This window comes from Microbacterium timonense, from assembly GCF_900292075.1.
GTDB lineage: Bacteria > Actinomycetota > Actinomycetes > Actinomycetales > Microbacteriaceae > Microbacterium > Microbacterium timonense.
Map to the genome: position 1 here is coordinate 176486 of NZ_OLMV01000003.1, position 22209 is coordinate 198694.

The following is a 22209-nucleotide window of genomic DNA, read 5'->3' on the forward strand; positions in this document are numbered from 1 at the left end:
AACCGGTCGCGTGCCGATGAGGGGGCCTCGCCGAAGGATGCCGGTGACTCAGCCGGTGCGCGGCCGCTTCCGTCGAGCCATCAGCATCCCGAAGGTCGCGAGCGAGACAGCGGCCAGAATCACGGCGGCGAGGATTCCCGCCGGCATCAGCCACTCCGGAAGGTGCGCCGTCGGGGCGGTGAGCCCCGGGACGTCGGCGGGGCGCTGTGCGCCGGGAATCTCGTTCGCATCGGCGGCGCGTACGACGACACCTCCGCGCGGATCCACCACCTCGGCGAGCGTCACCACCTGGTACGCGTCTTCAGGGACCTCCCCCACGAGGATCACCGCCTGGAACTTGGCCGAACCCTGAGCCGGGATCTCGGCGCTCCAGCTGGCGACACCCCCGCCGACCGTGGCATCCGATGCCCCCAGCTCGACGAACTCCGGGACGCGGAGATTCACCGTGCCCGAGAACGGCTGATCCCCCGCGTTCTCGACGACCACGGTGTAGCGCACGGTGTCACCGGGAGTCGCCTCATCCACCTCGTCCGAGACGGTGACGGAGATCGCATCGCCGGCCGCCACGGCTGCTGCCGGCGCTGCGATCAGCAGCGCCGGCAGGGTGATCGCCAGAGCGACCAGTGACCTCATGCGTCCCGCCGGCTGCGTCGGCGCAGGCTCAGCCATAGGAAGAGTCCACCCCCGGCGAAGAGGGCGACCAGCAGCCCGAGCAGCGGCAGTGCGATGCCGCCGCCGGTGATCGCGAGCGGTCGCTCCACCGAAGTGCTCACCTGGCAGTCGACGACGCTCGGATCCACGCAGTTGCCGCCGATCTCGCCCGAGCTGAACAGCACATTGCGCATCACGTTGTCGCCACCGTGCTCGTTCACGACGAAGCTGTACGTGATCGTCGTCACCTCGCCGACGCCGAGGCTTCCTGTCCACGAGAGCTTCGGCGCCTCGAACGTCGCGCCGCCGGTCGCGTCCGCCCGGTAGCGGGCGTCGTCGAGCACGCCGGTGAAGTCGTCGACGAACAGGGCGGGCTCGTCCTCCGTGTACGCGACCTGACCGGTGTTGCGGACGACGATCGTGTAGGTGACGGTGTCGCCGGGCTTCACCTTCTCGCCGGCGTCGGAGGACTTGACCGTCTCGTACGACTGCACCAGGGTGCGCGTGGCGCAATCCGGGTCGGTCGAGGCGGCCGGATCGGCAGCGCCACCCGCCGACTCGTCGGGGTTCTGCGCCGGGATCGCGACACAGTTGCTCGGCACCTCCGCAGGCGTCGTCACGACGTTGTCGATGATGCCGTCGCCGGTCCGGGGTGCGTTGACCGTGACCGAGTACTCGATGGTGAGCGAGTCTCCGACGGCGAGCGGGCCCCGCCACTGCAGGCGGGAGCCGACCAGTTGCGCGCCCTGTGTGGCATCGCCGTTGTAGGTCGCGTCGTCCAGCACGTCCACGAGCGAGTCGTCGATCTGCGCGGGGCGGGCGGTCGTCCAATCGATGCCGCCGTCGTTGGTGATGGTGATGGCGTACTCGATGACCTGACCGGCGAACGCGGTCTGCGTGGTCGAGGTCTTCTCCACGTGGAGTGAGGGCCCGCCGAGGTCGACCTCGCACATCGGGTCCTCGCTCGTGGGCGAGCAGTTGCCTCCCGGTGTGGTCGAGGTGACCCGGTTGAAGAGGATCTTGTCGGCTCCGTCCGGTACCGGGTTGCTCACGCTCACCGTGTAGGTGAACGTGACCACCTCGCCGACCTCGAGCGCGCCGCTCCAGCTCAGCGTGCCGGCATCCGCGTCCCAAGCCACGGGGTTCACGGTCGCACCGTCCACCGAAGAGGACGCGGCAGCGTCGAGGTTGTACACGGCGTCGTCGAGCACCTCGGTGAGCGGGTCCTCCCACACGACCGGTTCGTCGGCGGTGTACGCCACCTGGCCCGTGTTCGTGAGGGTGATCGTGTACGCCACGACGTCCCCGGGGAAGAACTCGGTCTTGTCCGCCGACTTCGACAGGTGGTACTCCTTCACCAGCGTCGTCGTGTCGCACAGCGGGTCGTCCGAGTCGGGACCGCAGTTCGACGGGATGTCGGGCGGTGTCACGATCCGGTTGGCCAGCGAGTGGTCGCCCCGGTCGGGGTTCGCGATCGTCACCTGATAAGTGATCGTCGCGGTCGCCCCTGCCGCGAGCGGTCCCTCCCAGTGGATGGTGCTGCGCGGTGCATCGAACCGTGCCTCACCGGCGCTCGCCTCCAGCTGGAGCGATTCCTCCGTGACCGTCGTGACGTCTTCGAGCACGCGCGACAGGCTGTCGTCGAACTGCGCCGGCGCCTGCGCGGTGAAGTCCACGGCACCGGTGTTCTCGACGGTGATCGTGTATTCGATCACGTCGCCCGCGAAGGCGACCTCCTGGTCGACCGTCTTCTCGAAGTGCAGCGCGCGCACCGGCGTCTCGGTCGCACAGTCCGGGGCCGTCGGCTGCGCGCAGCCTCCCTCGGGCGGCGTGAGCACCGCGTTGCGCAGGATGCCGTCGGCCGGGGGAGTCGGGGTCTCAGCCGGGTCGAGCACGGTGACCGCGTACGTGACGACCGCGACCCCGCCGATGGGCAGGTCGCCCGCCCACGAGACCACGCCGTCCGCGAACGTGGCGCCGCCGGTCAGGGCGGTCGGGCCCGTCGCGTCGTCGAGCACACCGCCCAGGTCGTCGGTGAAGGTCGCCTGCGTCGGTGCGGCGTACGCCACCTGGCCGATGTTCTCGACCCGGACGGTGTACGTCACGACGTCGCCCGGCCTCGCCTGGCGCAGGCTCGCCGTCTTCACCGTGTCGTACGCGCGGATCGGCGTGACCGTGTCGCAGTCGCCGCACTCTCCGCCCGGGCCCGTGGGCGTGACCACGTTCTCCAGAAGGAAGTCGGCGTCTTCGGCCACCGGAGCGTCGACCGTCACGGTGTAGCGGATGATGACCACGCCGTCGACAGGCAGCTCGCCCTGCCAGCGCAGCTCCGACTGGTCGGCGTGCCACGTCGGCAGGTTGTCGCTGTCGCCCTCCACCGCGAGGTCGGACGGCGCGCCGGCGACGTCGAGCACGTCGGAGAGGTCGTCGGTGAACGACGCCGGATCGGCGTCGGTGTACGCGACCGCACCGGTGTTGGTCACGGTGATGGCGTACGCGACATCCTCGCCCGGGGTGACGACCGCAGGACTCGACGACTTCTCGACGAGGTAGCTGCGCACCGGAGTGTCGGTCGTGCAGTCCCCGGCTGCCGCGCACTCGCCGGTGGAGCTCGTGACCGCGTTCACCAGGTGGTGGTCACCCGTGTCGGGGTCGTCCACCGTCAGCGTGTAGCGGATGGTCAGGGTCTGATCGATTCCGAGAGGTCCCGCCCAGCGCAGTGCACTGCCGGTCACGGTGGCCTCGCCCTGATCGGGGGCGATCGTGATGTCGCGCAGGCCGCCGGCGTCATCGAGCACGCCCGACAGGTCGTCGACGATGTCGGCGGGGAGGGCGTCGGTGTACGCGACGGCGCCGGTGTTGCGCACGGTGATCGTGTAGGTCACGTCGTCGCCCTCGGTGAGCGACGTGGCGTCGACCGTCTTCTCGTACTGGAACGACCGGATCCGCACCTCGGTGGTGCAGCTGTCGTCGTCGACGCACGAGCCGCCGGGTCCGACCGGCTCCACCCCGTTGACGAGGATGTCGTCGTCCGTCTCGCCGTTGGCGACGACCGTATAGCGGATGATCGCCTCACCGCCGATCGGCAGTGCGCCCGACCAGGTGAGCGTGTTCGTGCCGTCGAACGCGGCTCCGCCCTGCAGCACCGCACCCCACTCCGCATCGCGCAGCACGTCGGTCAGGTCGTCGCTGAAACCGGCGGGGTCGCCCGCGGTGTACGCGACCGCTCCGGTGTTGCGCACCGTCACGGTGTAGACGACGGTGTCACCCACCTCGGCGACCTGCGGTGCGACGGTCTTCTCCACCGTGAACTCGCGTACCAGCACGGTCACGTCGCAGTTCGGGTCCGTCGACATCGGCGTGCAGTTCCCGCCGCGGCCGGGCGGGGTCTCCACCCGGTTGTCCATGCGATGATCACCGGTGTCGGGTTCATCGACGTCGACGGTGTAGACGAACGTGACGGTCTGGTCCACGGCCAGAGGCCCGGCCGCCACGAGGACACCGCCGTCGAACGTGACCTGCCACCCCGCGGGCTGGGACACGAGGATCGGGTTGCCCGAGTCGCCGAGCGTGTCGGTGAGGTCGTCGCGGATCTCCGCGGCGTCGTCGTCGCCGATGGCCGTGCCGGTGTAGTCCTCCGAGCCGGTGTTGGTGACCGTGATCGTGTACGTCGGGCCCTGCTGACCCGGCTCCACGATCGTGTCGTCGACCGACTTGACGACCTCGTACGAGCGCGTCGGGATCTCCACCCAGCAGCGGGGGTCGGCGATGTCGCGGTCGACGGACGGGTCGCAGTTGCCGCCGGGGCTGTCGGTGCTCGCGCGGTTGAGCAGCCTCTCGCCGGGAGCGGTCGCCGAGGTGATCTCGACGGTGTACGTGATCACGACCTCGCCGTCACCCACCGGCAGGTCGCCGATCCAGGTGATCGTCTGCGAGCCGGCGTCGTAGTCCGCGACACCGCCGCCGGAGACCACCTGGACGTCGCCGAGGTACGTCGCGTGCTCGAGCACGTCGCCGATGGGGTCGGAGATCGCCGCCTGCGGCTCGCCGTCACCTGCCGGGTACGGCACGCGGCCGGTGTTGCGGACGGTGATCGTGTAGATCACATCGTCCCCGACTTCGGCGACGCCCGTGCTGGCCACCTTCACCAGTTCGTACGACTGGACCGGGGTCTCCGTCTCACAGACGGGGTCGGTCGAGCCGGTGTCACAGTTCGCGAGGCCGGTGGGCGTCGTGATGCGGTTGGCGAGAAGGTGGTCGCCTCGGTCGGGGTTGTCGACGAGGACGTCGTATTCGATCGTCACCGTGCCGTCGACGGGCAGCGGGCCCGACCAGTCGAGCACCGAGCCCTGATAGGTCAGATCGCCGGCGGACCAGGTGACGCTGCCGTCCACGATCTGGCCGTCATCGTCCACTGTCGCATCCAGCTCGCCGTCATCCACGATCCCGGCGAACGAGTCGCGGAAGGATGCCGGGAAGCCATCCGTGAACGCGACGCCACCGGTGTTGGTCACCACGATGCGGTAGTGCACCGTGCCGCCGGGGTTCACGTACGCCGGGTCGGCGGACTTCTCGACGTGGAACTGCGCGATCGGCGTGGACGTGTCGCACAGCCCGTCGCCCGCACATGCGCCGCCCACGCCGGTCGGGGTGACCGTGTTGTTCAGCGTCATGCTGTCGGGGTTGGGCGTCTGCTTGACCGCCACCGAGTAGGTGAAGGTGCGCACCTGGCCGACGGCGAGCGTGCCTGACCAGGTCAGGTGCTCGTCAGCGAAGACGGCGCCGCCGGTCGCGCTGCCGATCACGAAGTCGGCGTCGTCGAGGACGTCGGTCAGATCGTCGTCGAACGATGCCGGGTTCTCGGCGGTGTAGGCCACTTCTCCCGTGTTGCGCACGGTCAGCGTGTAGGTGACGACGTCGCCGCGCACCACGGGCGTCTCGGCCGTCGACTTCTCCACCGTGTACGACTGCACCCGCACGACAGCGTCGCAGTCCGGGTCCGTCGAGTTCTCGGCGCAGTTGCTGCCCGGCGTCTCGGAGACGATGGTGTTCTCCAGGCGGTCATCGCGCGTGTCCTCGTCCACACCCGCGGGGTTGACCTGCACCTGGAAGCTGAACGACGTGCTCGCACCGACCTCGAGAGGTCCGCTCCACGTCACGCCGGTCGCCGGGTCGAAGGAGACGCCGGGGGAGGAGGAACCGACCCACGCGGCATCCTTGAGCACATCAGTCAGCGGGTCGGTGACGGACGCCGCAGCGAAGCCGTTCGCGCCGTAGGCGACCTGACCGGTGTTGCGGATGTCGATCGTGTAGGTGACCGTGCCGCCCGGCGTCACCACGGACGGCGTTGCGGACTTGGTGAAATGGATGCCGGGCACGGGGTGCTCTGTCGTGCAGGTGTCGCACTCCATGTCGGTGCCGGGCGTCACCGCATTGCGCAGGCGATGGTCGCCGACCTGGTCGTAGTCCTTGACCGTGACCGAGTAGCTGATGGTGATCACCTCGCCGGGGAAGATGCTCTCCGACGACCAGCGCAGCGCGTTGCCGTCGAGGACGGCCGAACCGGGGTCGCCGTCCTCGGCCGAGGTCGCGACGGTGATGCTGTCCTCGTCGATGACCGCGTCGTCGAGGACGCTGGACAGGTCGTCGACGAAGCTCGGCGACAGGAACGGTGCGGGGCTGTCCTCGGGTTCGGTGACCGTCACCGTGTACGTGATGCGGTCACCGGCGAGCACCGGGGTGCCGGCGGCCGGGTTCGACGTCTTCGTGACGGCGGGAGGCAGCGGCACCACGATCCCGGCCGGGTCGCTTGCGGTCAGCGGCTCGCCGACCGGAGGCGTGACGTTGACGAACGCCTCGTTGATGGTCGTGCCGAGCGCTGCGGGGCCTGCGGTGCACTCGCGGGACTCCGAGGCTCCTGCGGCCAGCATGGCGACGGTGAAGGCGCACTGCGGGAACATCGGATCGGCCACGGCGACGTTCGTGAGCGGTCCGGTGCCGCGGTTGGTGACCGTGATGCGGTAGGGCACCGAGTCGTCGCGGGCGTACTGTGCGAAATCACTGGCGTCCTGCGCGTCGTGCCACGCATCGGGGTCGGTGCGGTCGCCGCCCTTCTCGAGGACGTACTTCTTGATCTCGATCTGGTTGCAGTCCGCGATCGTCGTTGTCGCCGACGACTTCATCGGCAGTCCGGTGTGCGCCGCGATGCTCGTGGCGGCGTTGACGATGACCTGACCCGGCTTGTTGTCGGCGGCCGCGGGCGTCGCACAGTCGGTGCTCGACGGCGGCGAGGTCGTGAAGTGCACGTCGAACGACTGCTGAGCGCCCGGCGCGAGCGCAGGGCCGATGACGCGGATCGCGGTGGCGCTCGCGGGAATCGCGGCGTTCGTTCCGCTCAGCGTGACGGCGGTCCATCCCACCGTGTTGCCGGCGATCGCGCCCGGGTTGGTGCCGTTCGACTTCGTGCGCGGATCGTCGCTCAGCGTGCTGGGGGCGGTCGTCGTGTAGAACACACGCCACGTGGTCGCCGGCACGCTGACGCGCGTGACCTCGTAACCGCCGTCGATGTTCGTGCCGTTCTCGTCCCCCTTGTAGGGCAGGACGTCGATGGTGTCGGTGTAGGCGTTCGACGACGGATCGAGCGAGTTGAGCGTCATGCGCCAGAACGAGCTGCCGCCGGCGTAGGGCACGAACGTCGCGGCCGAGCTCTTGCCGAACGTGGTGGTGCCGTTGTTGGGGACGACGACGGATGCCGAGGCCTGCCTGAGCGCGAGCTCGCGGTTGTCGCCAGGTACGCGAACCTCGGCCGTGTTGGTGAGGGTGGTGCCGGGGGCGACCGTGGCGTTCGCCGGAAGCATCGCCTGGTACGTGATCACGCGCTGCGTGTTCGCCGGCGAGTTGGTCATGGCGAAGGTCAGCTGCTGCCGCCCGCTCACTGTCGTGGACGTGGGGGTGACGGCGGTGCCGTCGATCCGTGCCGATCCGGCGATGTACTGCATCCCCGCCGGCAGCAGGTCGACGACGGTGAGGTTGCTGTTCGTCGGCGGTGTCGTCGTGCTGTTGGTGGCGGCGCGCACCGTGTAGGTCACCGGCTGACCGGGACCGGCCGTCTGCGGGCTCGCCGACTTCGAGATCGTGCCGGTGTTGCCGATAATGCGGAACACATCACGGTAGGCATTCGTGCCGTGGCCGGCCGCGGTGTACGCGCTCCACGGGGTGGCCGTGTTGACACTGCCGCTGCTGTGGCCCGCGTTGTACCAGGTGTTCGCCGAGCCGGTCACGACGTTCGGGCGGTTGAACGACCCGACGGTCCAGCCTTCGTCGCGGATGTCCACCTGCCCGGCGACCCACGGCGTCGCGTTCGCCTTGATGTAGCCGAAGCCGCGGACGAACACGTACAGCGGCTTGTCGACGGCCGGGTTCCACGTGACCTTCACGGCCGTGACGTTGGCCGGAAGCGATACCACACTGGTGCCGGTCACCCGCGGGTCGCCCGTGACCACTCCCCCGGCGGGGGTGGCGCTGACCCACGTGACGGCCGTCGAATCGCACGTGAACGTGCGGGTGTCGATGTTGGCGGTCGTGTACCAGTAACGCAGAGTCGGCATCTGCTGGTAACCGCCTCGTGCACCATCGAATCCGCCACCGTCCATGTACCGGAGCACGAAGTTGTTGCTCTCGGGCGCGGGGACGGTGGTCGCCGTCTGGTTCATCGTGCAGACGCCGGCGATGTTGCCCGCGTTCGGCCCGCGGTAGTCGTTCCACGCGAAGCTGTTCGCTTGCATGTACAACGGCAGCGGCTGGCCCGCGGCCTGCCCGGTGGGGCTGGGAAGTGTCCAGGTCGATCCCGCCCCGGGCGCGACGAACAGCTGGTCGTCCCAGGCGGATCGTGATGCTGCCGGAGTGCCGGCCCAGTGGTTGCTGAAGTCACCTTCGGGATACAGGGTGACCGCGTCGGTGTTGTTCGCGGCGGGGTCGGCCGTGGTCTGGGTGGTGCCGGGGTACGTCCAGGCGGGGGCGGCGGCCGCGAAGGAGAAGGTCTGGCTGGCCGTCACCGGATAGGGGTGGTTGAAGATCAGGGCGCCGGAAGCGATGTAGTTGCGCCCCGCGGGCAGCGCCTGGCCTTTGGAATCGTTCACCGGTACGCGAGTGAGGCTGTAGTCGATGTTGGTGAGCGTCACGCGGTACTGCGTGGCATTGAGCTTGGTGAGAGTGCAGCCGCCGGGGAACGCCGCACGGTCCGGACGGTTCGTCGCCGAGAACGGGATGCCGGCGGCGACCTCGCCGTTGACGGGGCGACACTCGGTCGGGGCGATGAGGTTGGTGTTGGCTCCCGTCGACGTGGAGCTCACGTTGAGGACGAACGAGTAGTTCACCGGTCCCGGCCGGCTTCCGACGTTCGCGGCGACGGCCCAGTCGACGATCATCTGGTACCGCGGCTGATTGTTCACCAGCACACGCGAGCGCTGACCGCCCTCTGCGGGCGCGCTGGACGGCGTCGAGATGACGAGGTCCATGCCGTAGTTGTACGTGACCGGCAGTGGCGTCTGGGCCGCGACCGTCGACGGGGCCGCGGCCTGGTCGGAGGTGACCGTGCCCGAGGCGGAGAGCGGCTGGCCGTTCGTGCTCGTCGCCCGGATGGGGGTCTGCAGCACCGTCGCCGTTCCCGCCTTCACCGTGCCGACGTTGCACACGAGCGTGACCCCGTCGGCCGAGATCGACGAGACCGGCGTCGCGCCGGTCGTCTTGCACGCGGACGGAAGGCTGGCGAACTTCCCGTTGCTCGCGGTCAGCGTGACGGTGACGTTGGTCACGTCTTCGTTCGACTCCGGCTGCGCGGCGTCGTTGGTGTTGATGTGCCACTCGGCGATGACCGGGTTGCCGTACTGCACGCTCGTCGGCACCGGTGCCGCCCAGTTCGCCGTGATCTCGTGCGCTGCCACGATCGCGGCATCAGCCGCTGTCGCCCCGGAGACCACCATGAGGGTCGCCGCGAGGGCAGCCACTGTGGCCCTTCCGATCCGCCGGATGCTCCGTACGCTGTGTTCGCCGATACGCGCGCGCTGACGCCTCGCCATGCCACTCCCCCGAGTTTTCGCGGTGAGCCCTGCCCGACCGCGTGCTGAGTTCCCAGCCGCCGACGCTGTGCCGACGAGGGACTTCGAGCGCGAGGCTATCGTCGATGAGAACCGTCTCACACAAATTTCACCCGGCGTATCACCCGGTCTGGTGCTCCGAGCCCTGAAAAGAGCCCCGCCGGCTGGGGTCCGACGGGGCTCGGGCCGAGGCCGCACATGGGGCCTCGGACGCGTGGCAACTGGGGAACTGCCACGCGTGGCGCCGGTCGCGTGTCATCCTCGACCGGCTCATTCAGGTTTTTATCAGGGAAACCCGCGTTGCGGCGAATCTTCACCCGCGGCATCACCCGCTCGCCGAATTCGCGCGCCGTACCCACGACCTTCGGGCCGCTCGGCTCCACGGTCTGCGCGGTGGCGAGTCGCGTCAGTCGTCCGACGGTCGCTCGGGGCCCGCCGCGGGAGGAAGAGGCGTGCGAGGCCGCCACACGACGAGTTCCGTCGCCCGCCGCACCCGGGTCCCCTGCCGCAGGGTCACGACCGAGCCGGTCGCGCCGGCGGCGAACACACGGGCACCCGGGCGCTTCTCGAGCTCCGCACGCATGCGGTCCTCGAGGTCGCGCACCCGGCTGTGCAGCTCCTGTACCCGGTTCTCGAGCTCGAGGATGCGCATGATCGCCGGAAGCCCCATGCCGTCCGAAGACATGCGGGCGACCTCCCGCAGCTGCTCCACGTGCCGCAGCGAATAGCGACGAGACCCGCCCTGGGTGCGAGCGGGCACGACAAGCCCGAGCCGGTCGTACTGCCGGAGGGTCTGCGGGTGCATGCCCGCCAGTTCGGCGGCCACGGCGATGGCGAAGATCGGGGCATCCTCATCGATCTCGTGGTCTTCACCCATGTGTCACCTCCCTGATCCCGGTCCGCGTTTCGTCTCGCTTCGCTCGCTCAACGACCGAGGAACGCGTTTCGGCTCGCTCAACGACCGAGGAACGCGTTTCGTCTCGCTTCGCTCGCTCAACGACCGAGGAACGCCGTACATGATGTCAGCCTCGCGCTTTGGCCATCAGGTCGGCGCGCGGGTTCTCCTTGGGCTCGAGGGACTGGAAGCGCTCGAGCGCCTCTCGTGCGGCGTCGTCGAGGTGGGACGGCACGGCCACTTGCACCTCGGCGAGCAGGTCGCCGGTGCCCTTGGCCGTCTGCACGCCCCGGCCCTTGACCCGCAGCACACGTCCCGAGGGGGTTCCGGGTGCCACCCGCAGCCGGACGGGGTCGCCGCCGAGGGTGGGCACCTCGATCGTGGCGCCGAGCGCAGCCTCGGTGAAGGTCACCGGGACCGTCACGCGCAGGTTCAATCCCTCGCGGCTGAACACCGGGTGCGGGCGCACCGTGACCTGCACGACGATGTCGCCGTTCTCACCGCCGTCGGGCGACGGCCGGCCACGTCCACGCAGTCGGATCTTCTGTCCGTCGGCCACGCCGGCGGGGATCTTCACCTTGAACGGCTTGCCGTCCTCGCCCTGCAGCGTGATGGTCTCGCCCTTGGTCGCGGTGACGAAGTCGATCGTCGTGCGCGCGGTGACGTCGGCGCCGCGCGTGGGGCCCCCGAAGCCGCGGTACCCGCCGCTCGGCTGCCCGAAGCGTCCCGAGCCGAAGCCCGTGCCCCGCTGCTGCTGATTGAACATCGCGAAGATGTCGTCGAAGTCCTCGGCGGTCTGGTACCGCCCACCGCGGCCCTGGTTGAACATCGAGAAGACGTCCTCGAAGCCGCCGGCGCCGCCCTGGCCGCCCGCCGTGAAGCGGGCGCCCGAGCCCATCGCGCGGATCTGGTCGTACTCCGTGCGCTGCTCGGGGTCGGAGAGCACCGAGTACGCCTCGCTGATCTCCTTGAACTTCGCCTCGGCAGCGGCGTCCCCCTGGTTTGAGTCCGGGTGATACTTGCGGGCGAGCTTGCGGTACGTCTTCTTGAGGTCCGCCTCGCTGACGTCCTTCGAGACGCCGAGCACCGAGTAGAAGTCCTTGTCGAACCAGTCCTGACTGGCCATGGATCCTCCCCTCGGACTACTCGGCCGGCACCGCGACGACGACCTTGGCGGGACGCAGCTCCACAGAACCCAGGCGGTAGCCGATCTCGACGACCTCCAGGATCGTCGGGTCCGTCGTCCCGGGGGTCGGCACCTGGAAGATCGCCTCGTGCTGCTGCGGGTCGAACATCTCACCCGCCGCGCCGTAGGTGACCAGCCCCATGCGCTCGGCGACGCCGCGCAGCTTCTCGGCGATCGCGGCGAAGGGTGAGCCCTCCTCGAGGTCGCCGTGCTTCTGGGCACGGTCGAGGTCGTCGAGCACGGGCAGCAGTCCCTTGGCCACCGCCCCCTGTGCGCGCTCGATCTCGATCTCGCGCTGCTCCTCGGTGCGGCGACGGTAGTTCGCGTACTCCGCCTGCAGGCGCTTCAGGTCGTTCAGCAGCTGCGACTCGAGGTCGGCGAGGACCGCATCCTCGGCCGCGGCTTCGGCACTCTGCTCGGCCCCCAGGATGTCGTCCACCGTGAGCTCGTCGGGATCCTCCTGCGGCGCGGGGCCGGAGGACTGCTCCTCCGACCCCGGCACGCTGGACGACCCTTCGACGGGCTCCGGGACCGACTCGTCCCGCGGCTCTTCGAAGTTCTTGTCAGCCATGATTACTTCGTCTCGTCCTCATCCACGACCTCGGCGTCGACGACGTCCTCATCCGTGCTCGTGGAGCCCTGGCCGTCGGGCGACTCGCCCGCCGCGGCATCCGGAGCCGGCTGCGAAGCCTGGTTCGACGCGTAGATCGCCTCGCCCAGCTTGCCCTGGCTCTGGTTGAGCTTGTCGAACGCGGTCTTCACGGCCTCGTCGTCCTCCCCCGCCAGCGCGGTCTTGAGGGCGTCGACGTCCGCCTGCACGTCGTTCTTGACGTCCTCGGGGAGCTTGTCCTCGTTGTCCTTGATCAGCTTCTCGATCGAGTACGAGAGCGTCTCGGCCTGGTTGCGGACCTCGGCCGCCTCACGACGCTTCTTGTCTTCGGCGGCGTGCTCCTCGGCCTCGCGCACCATGCGCTCGATGTCCTCCTTCGGCAGCGACGAGCCGCCGGTGATGGTCATCGACTGCTCCTTGCCGGTGCCCTTGTCCTTCGCCGACACGTGGACGATGCCGTTGGCGTCGATGTCGAACGTGACCTCGATCTGCGGGATGCCGCGAGGAGCCGGCGCGATGCCGGTCAGCTCGAAGGTGCCCAGCGGCTTGTTGTCGCGGGTGAACTCGCGCTCGCCCTGGAAGACCTGGATCGCGACCGACGGCTGGTTGTCGTCGGCGGTGGTGAAGGTCTCCGAGCGCTTGGTGGGGATGGCCGTGTTGCGCTCGATGAGCTTCGTCATGATGCCGCCCTTGGTCTCGATGCCGAGGCTCAGCGGGGTGACGTCGATCAGAAGAACGTCCTTGCGCTCGCCCTTGAGGACACCGGCCTGGAGGGCCGCGCCGACGGCGACCACCTCGTCCGGGTTCACGCCCTTGTTGGGCTCCTTGCCGGTCTCACGCTTGACGAGCTCCGACACGGCGGGCATGCGGGTGGAACCGCCCACGAGCACGACGTGGTCGATGTCGGACACCTTGATGCCGGCCTCGCGGATGACGTCCTCGAACGGCTTCTTGGTGCGGTCGAGCAGATCCTTGGTGAGGTCCTCGAACTTCGCGCGCGTGATCGTCTCGGAGAGCGACACCGGGCCGGAGTCGGTCAGCGACAGGTACGGCAGGTTGACGCTCGTCGACGTGGAGCTCGACAGCTCCTTCTTCGCCTGCTCCGCGGCCTCCTTGAGGCGCTGCAGCGCGATCTTGTCGCCCGACACGTCGACACCGGTGGTGTCCTTGAACTGCTTGATCAAGTAGTCGACCAGGCGCTGGTCCCAGTCGTCGCCACCGAGGCGGTTGTCACCGGCGGTCGCACGCACCTGGATGGTGGAGAAGTCGTCGTCCTTGCCCACCTCGAGCAGCGAGACGTCGAAGGTTCCGCCACCGAGGTCGAAGACGAGGATGAGCTCGTCTTCCTTGCCCTTGTCGAGGCCGTAGGCGAGGGCGGCAGCGGTGGGCTCGTTGATGATGCGCAGGACGTTCAGGCCCGCGATCTCGCCGGCCTCCTTCGTCGCCTGGCGCTCGGCGTCGTTGAAGTAGGCGGGCACCGTGATGACGGCATCCGTCACCGTGTCGCCCAGGTACTGCTCGGCGTCGCGCTTGAGCTTCTGGAGGATGCGCGCGGAGATCTCCTGCGGCGTCCACTTCTTGCCGTCGACGCTGAACGTCCAGTCGGTGCCCATGTGGCGCTTGACCGACGAGACGGTGCGGTCGACGTTGGTGACGGCCTGGCGCTTGGCGGTCTCGCCGACGAGCACCTCTCCGTCCTTGGTGAATGCGACGACCGAGGGGGTCGTGCGGAAACCCTCGGCGTTCGCGATGACCTTGGGCTCGCCGCCCTCGAGGACGCTCACGACCGAGTTGGTCGTACCGAGGTCGATTCCAACAGCACGTGCCATGTGTTCTCTCCTTCATATGGGCGACGACGGATGCCGCAGCCCGGGGTTTATGTGAAAAGTCGGCTCGTCGACCCAAAGCTGAGTCGCGATGGCTCAACCATACGCCGGGGTCGTAGCATCCGTCAAGTCAAACTTGATACGCCGCGGCTCAACTTACGCACGTGCCCGAGGTGGATTGCGCCGGGCGGGGAGTGTCGGGAAGGAGCCCTGTGTCGGCGCCCGAGAGCTTCTCGACGACGGCCACGGCGGCCGGCCAGTACTCGGCGTAGTGGTCGGCGTCGGAGTTGATCTGCGTGCGATGGGCGATCATGCTCGGGTCGAGCGCTTGTCGCTCGGCGTCGGGCACCGCCGCGACCATGGCGCGATAGAACAGCGTCGCCGCGGCGTGGGGATCCATGCGCTGCTCGCGCGGACCCCAGCTGTCCTGCTGCTGGAACAGCCCGATCGAGGTGGTGCGGGAGCCGTCGGGATTGGTGACCCCGCTCGTCTCCCAGTCGCCGTAGTCGAGGTTGCGCAGCGACGACTCGCCCATGGCCGTCATCACGCCGATCGCCTGATCGCGCGGCGACAGTCCGAGGTCGCTGCCCGCGGCCATGATGACGGCGGCGTTGTCGAGCTGCTCGGCGTTCCAGCTGGAGACCGAGGTCCGATCGTCGCTGAGGGCGAGGATGGCCGAGCACTCGCTGAGGCTCCGGACCGCGTTGCCGATCACCGCCACGACTCCGATCACGGCGGCGAGCGCTGCGGTGACGCACACCGTGACCAGGGCGATGCGTGCCCGCCCTGCGGCCTTCCGGCGCGCGGATGCCGAGCGGCTGCGGGCGGTGATGGCACGCCCCGTCGCCGCTCCGCGCCGGCGCCCGGCAGTCCCCGTGCCGCGCGCGCCGGCTCGCGGGGTCACGGTTCGCGCCATGCCCGAAGTCTCGCAGCGCCGCCTGTGAGTCCGCTCCCCTGACCGATCTCTCAGCCGCGGTTGAGGTACTGGATCACAGCGCGCACGCGGCGGTGCGAGTCGCTGTCGAGCGCCAGCCCGAGAGCGTCGTAGATCCTTGAGACGTGCTGGACGACCGCCTTCTCGGTGAGGAAGAGCTTGGCCGCGATGCTCGCGTTGCTGCGCCCCTCGGCGACGAGCGACAGCACCTCCTGCTGCCGTGGAGTCAGGCCGCTGACAGCGGCCTCCGAGTGACGCGCCCGCCCGACCATGACGGCGATCACGTCGGGATCGAGCGCCGTGCCTCCTGCGGCGACGCGCTCGAGATCAGCCAGGAAGGTCTCGACATCGGCGATGCGCTGCTTGAGCAGGTAGCCGACCCGGTCGGTCCCCTCCGCCAGCAGGTCCTGGGCGTAGCGCCGCTGGACATGCTGCGAGAGAACGACGACCGCCGTCTCGGGCTGCTCCCGCCGGATGCGCAGCGCTGCCCGAAGCCCTTCGTCGGTGTGCGTCGGCGGCATCCGGATGTCGGTGATGACGAGATCGGGCCGCTCGTGTGCGACCGCATCGGCCATGCGGTCGGCATCGCCGACGGCCGCGGCGACCTCGTGGCCGCCCTCTTGGAGGACCAGCTCGAGCCCCCGGCGGATCAGGGCCTCGTCCTCGGCGATGACTACGCGCACGGTACCTCCACGCACACTCGTGTTCCGCGTCCCGGCGGGCTCGAGATCGAGATGCTGCCGCCGAGCGCCTCGACACGGTCGGCCAGTCCCCGCAGGCCCGATCCCGCCGCCATCGAGGCACCCCCGACACCGTTGTCCTCGACGTCCAGCCGAAGCCGGCCGTCGTGAAGATCGAGGCGGACGCGGGCGATCGAGGCCCGGGCGTGCTTGACGACGTTGGCGAGCGCCTCCGCGAGCACGAAGTACGTGGTCGCCTCGATCACGTCGCTGAGCACGTCGTCGTCGACCTCGGAATCGAAGAACGTCGGTATCGGCATCCGGTCCACCAGGTCTTCGGCCGCCGTCGTCAGGCCGCGCTCGATCAGCGCGGCCGGCACCAGGTCGCGAACCAGCATGCGCAGGTCGGCGGCAGCCGCATCGATGTCGACCCGCAAGCGCGTCGCCCGGTCGGCCACCGTCCCCCCGGGTGTCGTGGCCAGCTGCTGCGCCTCCAGCGCCAGCAGCACGAGCTGGACCTGCAAGCCGTCATGCAGGTCACGGGCGATGCGACGGCGCTCCCGGTCGGCGGCCTCCACGATCCGCTCGCGCGAGAGCATCAGTGCGCGTTCGCTCGCCCGCAGCTCGGCCGTGAGACGTTCGCGGTCCACCGCGATCGCCACGATACGGCCCGCGGTGCGCACCAGCTCACGGTCGGCCAGCAAGGCGGCGTCGAACTCGATCGCGCCGATCTCTCTCCCCTGCAGGACGATCGGCTGCCAGCCGCGGCGGTCGTCGGCGCGAGGCCCCTGGGGAGCGACCCGGCCGTCCGCATCGACCAGCTCCCGTCCCCCGTCGGCGACGAAGTACAGGCGCAGCGACGGATCCCCGAGCGTGCGTGCCAGCGCCGATGCCACCGGCTGTTTCGCGGAATCGGCGGTGCCCAGCCACGTGCCGAGCTCCTCCAGTTCGCCGGTGCGGGCGAACCCGCCCCGCAGCAGGCCGAGCGTGAAGGCGACGGGGATCCCCGCGATGACGGCGAACTGCAGGTATCCGCGCACCATCGGATCCACGCCGAAGACCCGGTCGATCGCGATCGCGACGAGCGGCATGAAGAGGACGGTGAAGATGCCGTATGAGAACAACGGGATGAGCACGCGCCGGTGCGCGGCATCCGCTCGGCGAAGCCGGCCCCACAGCACGACCGCCACGCACAGCATGATCACGGTGGCCGTGGCGGTCTGCAGGAAGCCGAAGAGCGCGACCGCCGCAGGAAGATCGGCGACCGCGAACGGCGGGAACGAGCCGTCGGGGTCGAACAGGTACTCGGGCGCCTGCAGGATCAGCGACACCGCGTACAGCGCCGCCACGAGAGTCCGTGAGAGGCGGTCGGGAAGACGGCCGGAGGGGAACGCGAGCAGCAGGTGCACCATCGCCGGCAGCGCCAGCGTCGCGCCGATCGCACTGATCGCGACGAGGACGGGCACGTCGGTGTTGCCGATCGCGCCGATGAAGACCATGACGCCGGCGACGAGGATGAGGAACCCCATGCCGTTGCTCGGGCGTCGCTTCCACGCGATCAGTCCCGCGACCACGTAGACGCCGAGAACGGCGGGGAGCGCGGCGAGCAGAAGCCCGGCCGGGCCGTCGAGAGGCGTCAGGCCGATCGCGATCACGACGAGCATGCCGGACAGCACGGCGACGATCGCCAGTGCGCGATCGAGCGAGCGCGAGAGCGCGGAACGCACAAGGGGAGCTGTCGGCATCGGGCCTCTTCGGGAGATCGTCGTCTCATTGTGTCGCGCGCGAGAGACGCCCGGAGGCGACTCAGGTCTCCAGGCGGGTCACCGCGAGGTGGCGCGTCCGCCTCCGCGGAGGAAACGCCGGCTCGGTCGGAGAGGCATCACCTCGGCGGGTCAGATCGCGTGGGCGAGGGTCTGCAGTCCGACCACGAGCAACCCGAGCGCGACGAGGATCGCGAGGGCGAGGAGTTGCTTCCACCAGACGAGGTCGGAGCGCCGGACGGCGAACCAGCCGATGATCGCCAGCGTCGCGATGTAGACGATGGATGCCGCGCGCAGCGCGGTGCCGAGCGCCATGACGCCGAAAACTGCAAGGAGCAGCAGGATGCCGGGCGTCACGAGCGTGCTGAGCGCTCCGCCGGCGACCCGAAGCGAGATCGCGAGCTCGGCACGTCCCGGAAACGTCCGGTGCACCGCCAAGTGCGAGACCACATCGGAGACGAACCCGGCGGCGGTGATCCCCACCACGCCCAGGACCAGGGCGAAGAGCGCATGCGCGACATCGGCGTGCTCGTTCGCGGCGACCACGAGGACGATCGCGAGTCCGGTGAACGTCGCGTACACGCGTTCCTTGAAGTACGCGACGAGAGCCTGCGCCCCGCCCGCCGCTGCCGCCCGTCGGTCGCGCCGGCCCGCCGATCGGCCGCGCCGATGCGCGACGGGACCCGTTGCAGACACCGGCCCCTCGAGACGCCCGTCCGCCACGTCGTCGGCCATGTCGTCCTCCCGCGTGCGTGCCGCGAGCATATCGCCGAGCCGTCGGCGCGGCGAGGGCGCCGGGCGCTACGGTGATTGCGCACCAGCCGTTCACCGAAGGGGGCTTGAGTGTCCGACATGAGTTCCCGCGAACCCTCGCCTGACGAGCCGGCGCGCCCCGTCGAGCCGGTGCTCTCCACTGCAGCCCTCAACGCCGAGGGCGCCGACGACACTCCGGTGCCGCGCAAGCAGGTGTTCGCGTGGGCGGTCTGGGACTGGGCGACGCAGCCCTTCAACTCCGTCATCCTGACCTTCGTCTTCGTGTCGCTGTACCTCGTGTCCGACAGCTTCCTGCCCGCCGACGTGGCAGCGCAGAACGCGGACGGCGACCTGGTGTGCTCGCGCGCGACCGACGCCGCGACGGCGTACTGCGGAGGCCTGGCGGATCTCTCGGAGTGGTACGGCTGGGTCACGTTCGCCGCCGGCATCCTGATCCTCCTGCTGGCTCCCGTGCTCGGCCAGCGCGCGGACGCGTCGGGAACCAAGAAGCGCTGGGTGGTCGGCGCCACGGCGGTGCTGGCGCTCCTGCAGTTCGCGCTGTTCTTCGTGTATGCGCAGCCGCAGTTCTTCTGGCTCGGGGCGATCCTGGTCGCGCTCGGGTCGGTCGCGTCCGAGATCGCGGGCGTCAACTACAACGCGATGCTGGTGCAGGTGTCGACGCCCAAGACCATCGGCCGGGTCAGCGGCCTGGGCTGGGGTCTCGGCTACATCGGCGGCATCCTGGCGCTCGCGATCGTCGTCGTCCTCAACACCGCCGGGTGGTTCGGGCTGGACGTCTCGGGCGGATTGGCGTACCGGCTCATCGCGGTCGGGGCGGCGGTATGGACCGTCGTGTTCGCGCTGCCCTTCGTCTTCCTGGTGCCGGAGTCACCGGCCCGGCCTGACCGCCCGCGGGTCGGCTTCTTCCGCAGCTACATCGTGCTGGTGCACGACATCGTGGCGCTGTACCGCGAGCACCGCCCGACGTTCTGGTTCCTCATCGCGAGCGCCGTCTACCGCGATGGCCTGGCCGGGGTCTTCGCCTTCGGCGGCGTGCTCGCCGCGGTGTCGTTCGGGTTCAGTCCGACCGAGGTCATCGCGTTCGGCATCGCGCTGAACCTCGTCGCCGGCGTGTCGACCATCGTGGCGGGGCGCCTCGACGACCGCTTCGGCGCGCGGGCGGTCATCATCACCGCCCTGACGATCCTCATCGCCAGCGCCCTGTTCGTCTTCTTCTTCCGTGAGGGCGGCAAGCCGGTGTTCTGGGTGGGCGGCATCATCCTGTCGGCGGCGGTCGGCCCCGCGCAGGCGTCGAGCCGGTCGCTGCTGGCCCGCGTCACGCCGCGCGGCATGCAGGGCGAGGTGTTCGGCCTCTACGCCACGACCGGCCGGGTCATGAGCTTCCTGTCGCCGCTGTTGTGGGCCGCGCTCATCGCGTGGTTCGGCGCGACGCACTACGGCATCCTCGGCATCGTCATCGTTCTGCTGGCAGGCCTCCTGCTGCTGCTGCCCGTCAAGCTCAAGCGCCGCGACATCGACGGCTGATCGGTCGCGCACCGCACGAGTCGATACGTCGTGCTCGGGCGCCGGACGAGTCCGGGCGCGGCACGGGTCGACACGTTGCGGTCCGGCGCCGCACGAGTCGACACGTCGTGGTCCGGCACCGCACGAGTCGACACGTTGCGGTCCGGCGCCCCGCACGAGTCGATACGTTGTAGTCGAGTCGACACGTTCTGCCCGTTCGGAACGCATCGACTCGCTCGGAACGTGTCGACTCGCGTCGCGGGCGGGAGTCGGCGGGTCCGGCGCGGCACGGGTCGACACGTTGCGGTCCGGCGCCGCACGAGTCGACACGTCGTGGTCCGGCACCGCACGAGTCGACACGTTGCGGTCCGGCGCCCCGCACGAGTCGATACGTTGTAGTCGAGTCGACACGTTCTGCCCGTTCGGAACGCATCGACTCGCTCGGAACGTGTCGACTCGCGTCGCGGGCGGGAGTCGGCGGGTCGGGATGCCGGAACCCGGGCGACGCCAGTCGTGCCGGTCAGGCCGGCCAGGAGTCGGCGAGCTTGGTGAGCAGCCGGGCGAGCTCGGCGCGCTCCTCGTCGGTGAAGGCGGCGAGGGCCGCGTCGACGGCCTCGCGCCTCTCCCCTCGGAAGCCGCGCACCAGGCGGGTTCCGGCATCCGTCAGCGCCACGCGGGTGCGCCGCGCGTCGTCGGGGTCGGCCTCTCGCCGCACCAGGTCCATCTGGACCGCCTGCTGCACCAGGCGCGACGCCCGCGGCTGATCGACCCCGACGGCGTCGGCGATCTCTCCCACCGAGAGCGGGTGGGATGCCGCGGCCAGCGCCTCGAGCAAGCGCATGCGTGCGGGTCCGCCGATGCGAGCGGCAGCGGCCCAGGGCGGTGCGCCGAAGCCGGGTGGCGGTCCACCGTGATGCCAGGGAGCGTGGCCGGGCATGCCGTCAGCGGGTCCGCCGTTCGCTGCCTGCGCATCGAAGTGGGCATGCCGCCCGTGCGGCCCGCCGTGGCCGTGGCCGTGCGGACCGGGTCGTCCCCGCCCGCTCTGTCCCTCCGCCCAGGGGCGCGGCATCCGACGACCTCGCAGACGCGCGAGCGCCGCGGCGATGGCATCCGATGGATCGGCGGGGGTCTCGGGCATGCTCCCAATTTACATGCGACTTGACATGAATCCGTACTCCATGTCACACTGCATGTACATGCGTTTTGACATGCAATTCCGGCGGCGATCGAGCCGCCGCACGAGAGGACTTCCCATGGACGACCACGAGAACGAACACAACGACACCCCTCGCCCCACCGACCCTCGCCCGCTCGGGTACTGGTTGCACGTCGTCGACGGACTGCTAACCCGCGAGTTCGCGGAGGCACTCGGATCGGAAGGCATCGACCGGCGCGACTGGATGGTGCTGAACGTGCTGTCCGGCGACGTCGATGCACCCGAGCTGCGCGAGCGGCTGACCCGCAAGGGCAAGCGGCTGCGCACCCTCGAAGACCGCGGCTGGGTCGCGCAGCAGGGCGACGGCACATGGACGCTGACGGGGGCCGGCCGGGCCGAGAAGGAGCGCATCGGCGCGATCGTCGACGGCATCCGCTCACGCGTCGTCGGCGCCGTCGGCGACGAGGCCTATGCCGCCATGACAGCTTCGCTGGAGTCGATCGCCCGCGAACTGGGCTGGAACGAGGATGCCGCCGACCGCGGATTCTCCGGCTTCAGACGCCGCGCGGGATTCGGCGGAAAGGGTGCGCCCGGGTTCCACCCCGGCTTCGGACCCGGCTGGGGATCCGGACGTGGTTTCGGCCCCGGGTTCGGCGGGCGGCCGCGGCCGTTCGAGCCCGACATCCACGACGGCTACGGCCGCAACCGGCACCGCGGGTTCGCTCCGGGGCGCCCCGGCCGCCCGGCCGAGCGCTTCGATGAGCCGTTCAGCAGCGAGTCCGGCGACACGGAAGGATGCCACGGCCACCACCCGCACGCCGGCCACGGCCACCGCAACCACGAAGGCCACGGGCACGAAGGCCACGGCCACGAAGGCCACGGGAACCACGGCCACGGGCACGACGGCCGCGGGCACGCGCACGACGGCCGCGGGCACGGGCACGACGGCCGCGGGCACGAGGACCACGGACACGGGCACCACGGGTTCCGGGGTCACTCCGGCTCCGGCGCTTACGGCTTCCGGGGTCACCGCGACGGCGATCGCCGCACACAGCGCGCCTACGAGCGCGGGTTCGACGCCGGCTTCCTGCGCGGCCGCGAGTACGGCGCCGCCTGACCCCCGGCATCCGTCCTCA

Annotated in this window: 13 protein-coding genes; 2 read left to right on the top strand and 11 right to left on the bottom strand. The window is 69.8% G+C overall.

All coding sequences use genetic code 11. The features are described 5' to 3' along the window. Positions 1–48: 48 nt before the first annotated feature. The 10 genes from C9992_RS10115 to C9992_RS10160 form a co-directional block, all read right to left on the bottom strand. Complete coding sequence (locus C9992_RS10115; protein ID WP_106815486.1) at positions 49–669, bottom strand: DUF11 domain-containing protein; 621 nt, start codon at positions 667–669, stop codon at positions 49–51. Continuing rightward, positions 630–9656, bottom strand: coding sequence for a DUF7927 domain-containing protein (locus C9992_RS10120; RefSeq protein WP_160150864.1), 9027 nt, complete (start codon positions 9654–9656; stop codon positions 630–632). Before C9992_RS10120 ends, C9992_RS10115 begins: the two co-directional genes overlap by 40 nt. A gap of 496 nt (positions 9657–10152) precedes the next feature. Next, a complete protein-coding gene (locus C9992_RS10125) occupies positions 10153–10623 on the bottom strand; it encodes a heat shock protein transcriptional repressor HspR (protein WP_106815488.1) in 471 nt (156 codons plus the stop codon). Between the two features lie 145 nt (positions 10624–10768). After that, positions 10769–11767 (bottom strand): DnaJ C-terminal domain-containing protein, encoded by a 999-nt coding sequence (locus C9992_RS10130; protein WP_106815489.1) that lies wholly within the window; start codon positions 11765–11767, stop codon positions 10769–10771. Between the two features lie 16 nt (positions 11768–11783). Further along, positions 11784–12398, bottom strand: a complete 615-nt coding sequence (locus tag C9992_RS10135) for a nucleotide exchange factor GrpE (protein ID WP_106815490.1) — start codon at positions 12396–12398, stop codon at positions 11784–11786. Between the two features lie 2 nt (positions 12399–12400). Next, positions 12401–14266: a molecular chaperone DnaK gene (gene dnaK, locus C9992_RS10140; protein ID WP_106815491.1), complete on the bottom strand. Its 1866-nt coding sequence runs from the start codon at positions 14264–14266 to the stop codon at positions 12401–12403. Between the two features lie 148 nt (positions 14267–14414). After that, on the bottom strand, positions 14415–15179 hold the full coding sequence (locus C9992_RS10145; protein WP_235008178.1) for a peptidase M23: 765 nt from the start codon (positions 15177–15179) through the stop codon (positions 14415–14417). 50 nt (positions 15180–15229) lie between these two features. Further along, a complete protein-coding gene (locus C9992_RS10150; protein ID WP_106815492.1) occupies positions 15230–15880 on the bottom strand; it encodes a response regulator transcription factor in 651 nt (216 codons plus the stop codon). After that, on the bottom strand, positions 15871–17622 hold the full coding sequence (locus tag C9992_RS10155) for a sensor histidine kinase (RefSeq protein ID WP_106815493.1): 1752 nt from the start codon (positions 17620–17622) through the stop codon (positions 15871–15873). Before C9992_RS10155 ends, C9992_RS10150 begins: the two co-directional genes overlap by 10 nt. 150 nt (positions 17623–17772) lie before the next feature. After that, a complete protein-coding gene (locus C9992_RS10160) occupies positions 17773–18375 on the bottom strand; it encodes a hypothetical protein (RefSeq protein WP_200826285.1) in 603 nt (200 codons plus the stop codon). A 117-nt stretch (positions 18376–18492) separates the two neighbouring features. Between C9992_RS10160 and C9992_RS10165 the strand changes: the two genes are divergently transcribed. Then, positions 18493–19938 carry an MFS transporter gene (locus tag C9992_RS10165; protein ID WP_106815494.1) on the top strand — a complete coding sequence of 482 codons (1446 nt, stop codon included), beginning with the start codon at positions 18493–18495 and terminating at the stop codon, positions 19936–19938. A gap of 499 nt (positions 19939–20437) precedes the next feature. Here the strand turns inward: C9992_RS10165 and C9992_RS18400 are convergent, their stop codons facing one another. Then, the gene (locus tag C9992_RS18400) at positions 20438–21055 is read right to left on the bottom strand and encodes a MarR family winged helix-turn-helix transcriptional regulator (protein WP_235008179.1); all 618 of its coding nucleotides are present in this window, start codon (positions 21053–21055) and stop codon (positions 20438–20440) included. 115 nt (positions 21056–21170) lie between these two features. Between C9992_RS18400 and C9992_RS18405 the strand changes: the two genes are divergently transcribed. Further along, on the top strand, positions 21171–22190 hold the full coding sequence (locus C9992_RS18405; RefSeq protein WP_106815495.1) for a MarR family winged helix-turn-helix transcriptional regulator: 1020 nt from the start codon (positions 21171–21173) through the stop codon (positions 22188–22190). Positions 22191–22209 lie beyond the last annotated feature (19 nt).

Excerpts from the sequence above, each read along its gene's own strand:
- C9992_RS10160 (WP_200826285.1), bottom strand. The coding sequence starts at position 18,375 with ATGGCCGACGACGTGGCGGACGGGCGTCTCGAGGGGCCGGTGTCTGCA.
- C9992_RS10125 (WP_106815488.1), bottom strand. The coding sequence starts at position 10,623 with ATGGGTGAAGACCACGAGATCGATGAGGATGCCCCGATCTTCGCCATC.
- C9992_RS10145 (WP_235008178.1), bottom strand. The coding sequence starts at position 15,179 with ATGGCGCGAACCGTGACCCCGCGAGCCGGCGCGCGCGGCACGGGGACT.
- C9992_RS18400 (WP_235008179.1), bottom strand. The coding sequence starts at position 21,055 with ATGCCCGAGACCCCCGCCGATCCATCGGATGCCATCGCCGCGGCGCTC.
- C9992_RS10155 (WP_106815493.1), bottom strand. The coding sequence starts at position 17,622 with ATGCCGACAGCTCCCCTTGTGCGTTCCGCGCTCTCGCGCTCGCTCGAT.
- dnaK (WP_106815491.1), bottom strand. The coding sequence starts at position 14,266 with ATGGCACGTGCTGTTGGAATCGACCTCGGTACGACCAACTCGGTCGTG.
- C9992_RS10115 (WP_106815486.1), bottom strand. The coding sequence starts at position 669 with ATGGCTGAGCCTGCGCCGACGCAGCCGGCGGGACGCATGAGGTCACTG.
- C9992_RS10130 (WP_106815489.1), bottom strand. The coding sequence starts at position 11,767 with ATGGCCAGTCAGGACTGGTTCGACAAGGACTTCTACTCGGTGCTCGGC.
- C9992_RS10165 (WP_106815494.1), top strand. The coding sequence starts at position 18,493 with ATGAGTTCCCGCGAACCCTCGCCTGACGAGCCGGCGCGCCCCGTCGAG.
- C9992_RS10135 (WP_106815490.1), bottom strand. The coding sequence starts at position 12,398 with ATGGCTGACAAGAACTTCGAAGAGCCGCGGGACGAGTCGGTCCCGGAG.
- C9992_RS18405 (WP_106815495.1), top strand. The coding sequence starts at position 21,171 with ATGGACGACCACGAGAACGAACACAACGACACCCCTCGCCCCACCGAC.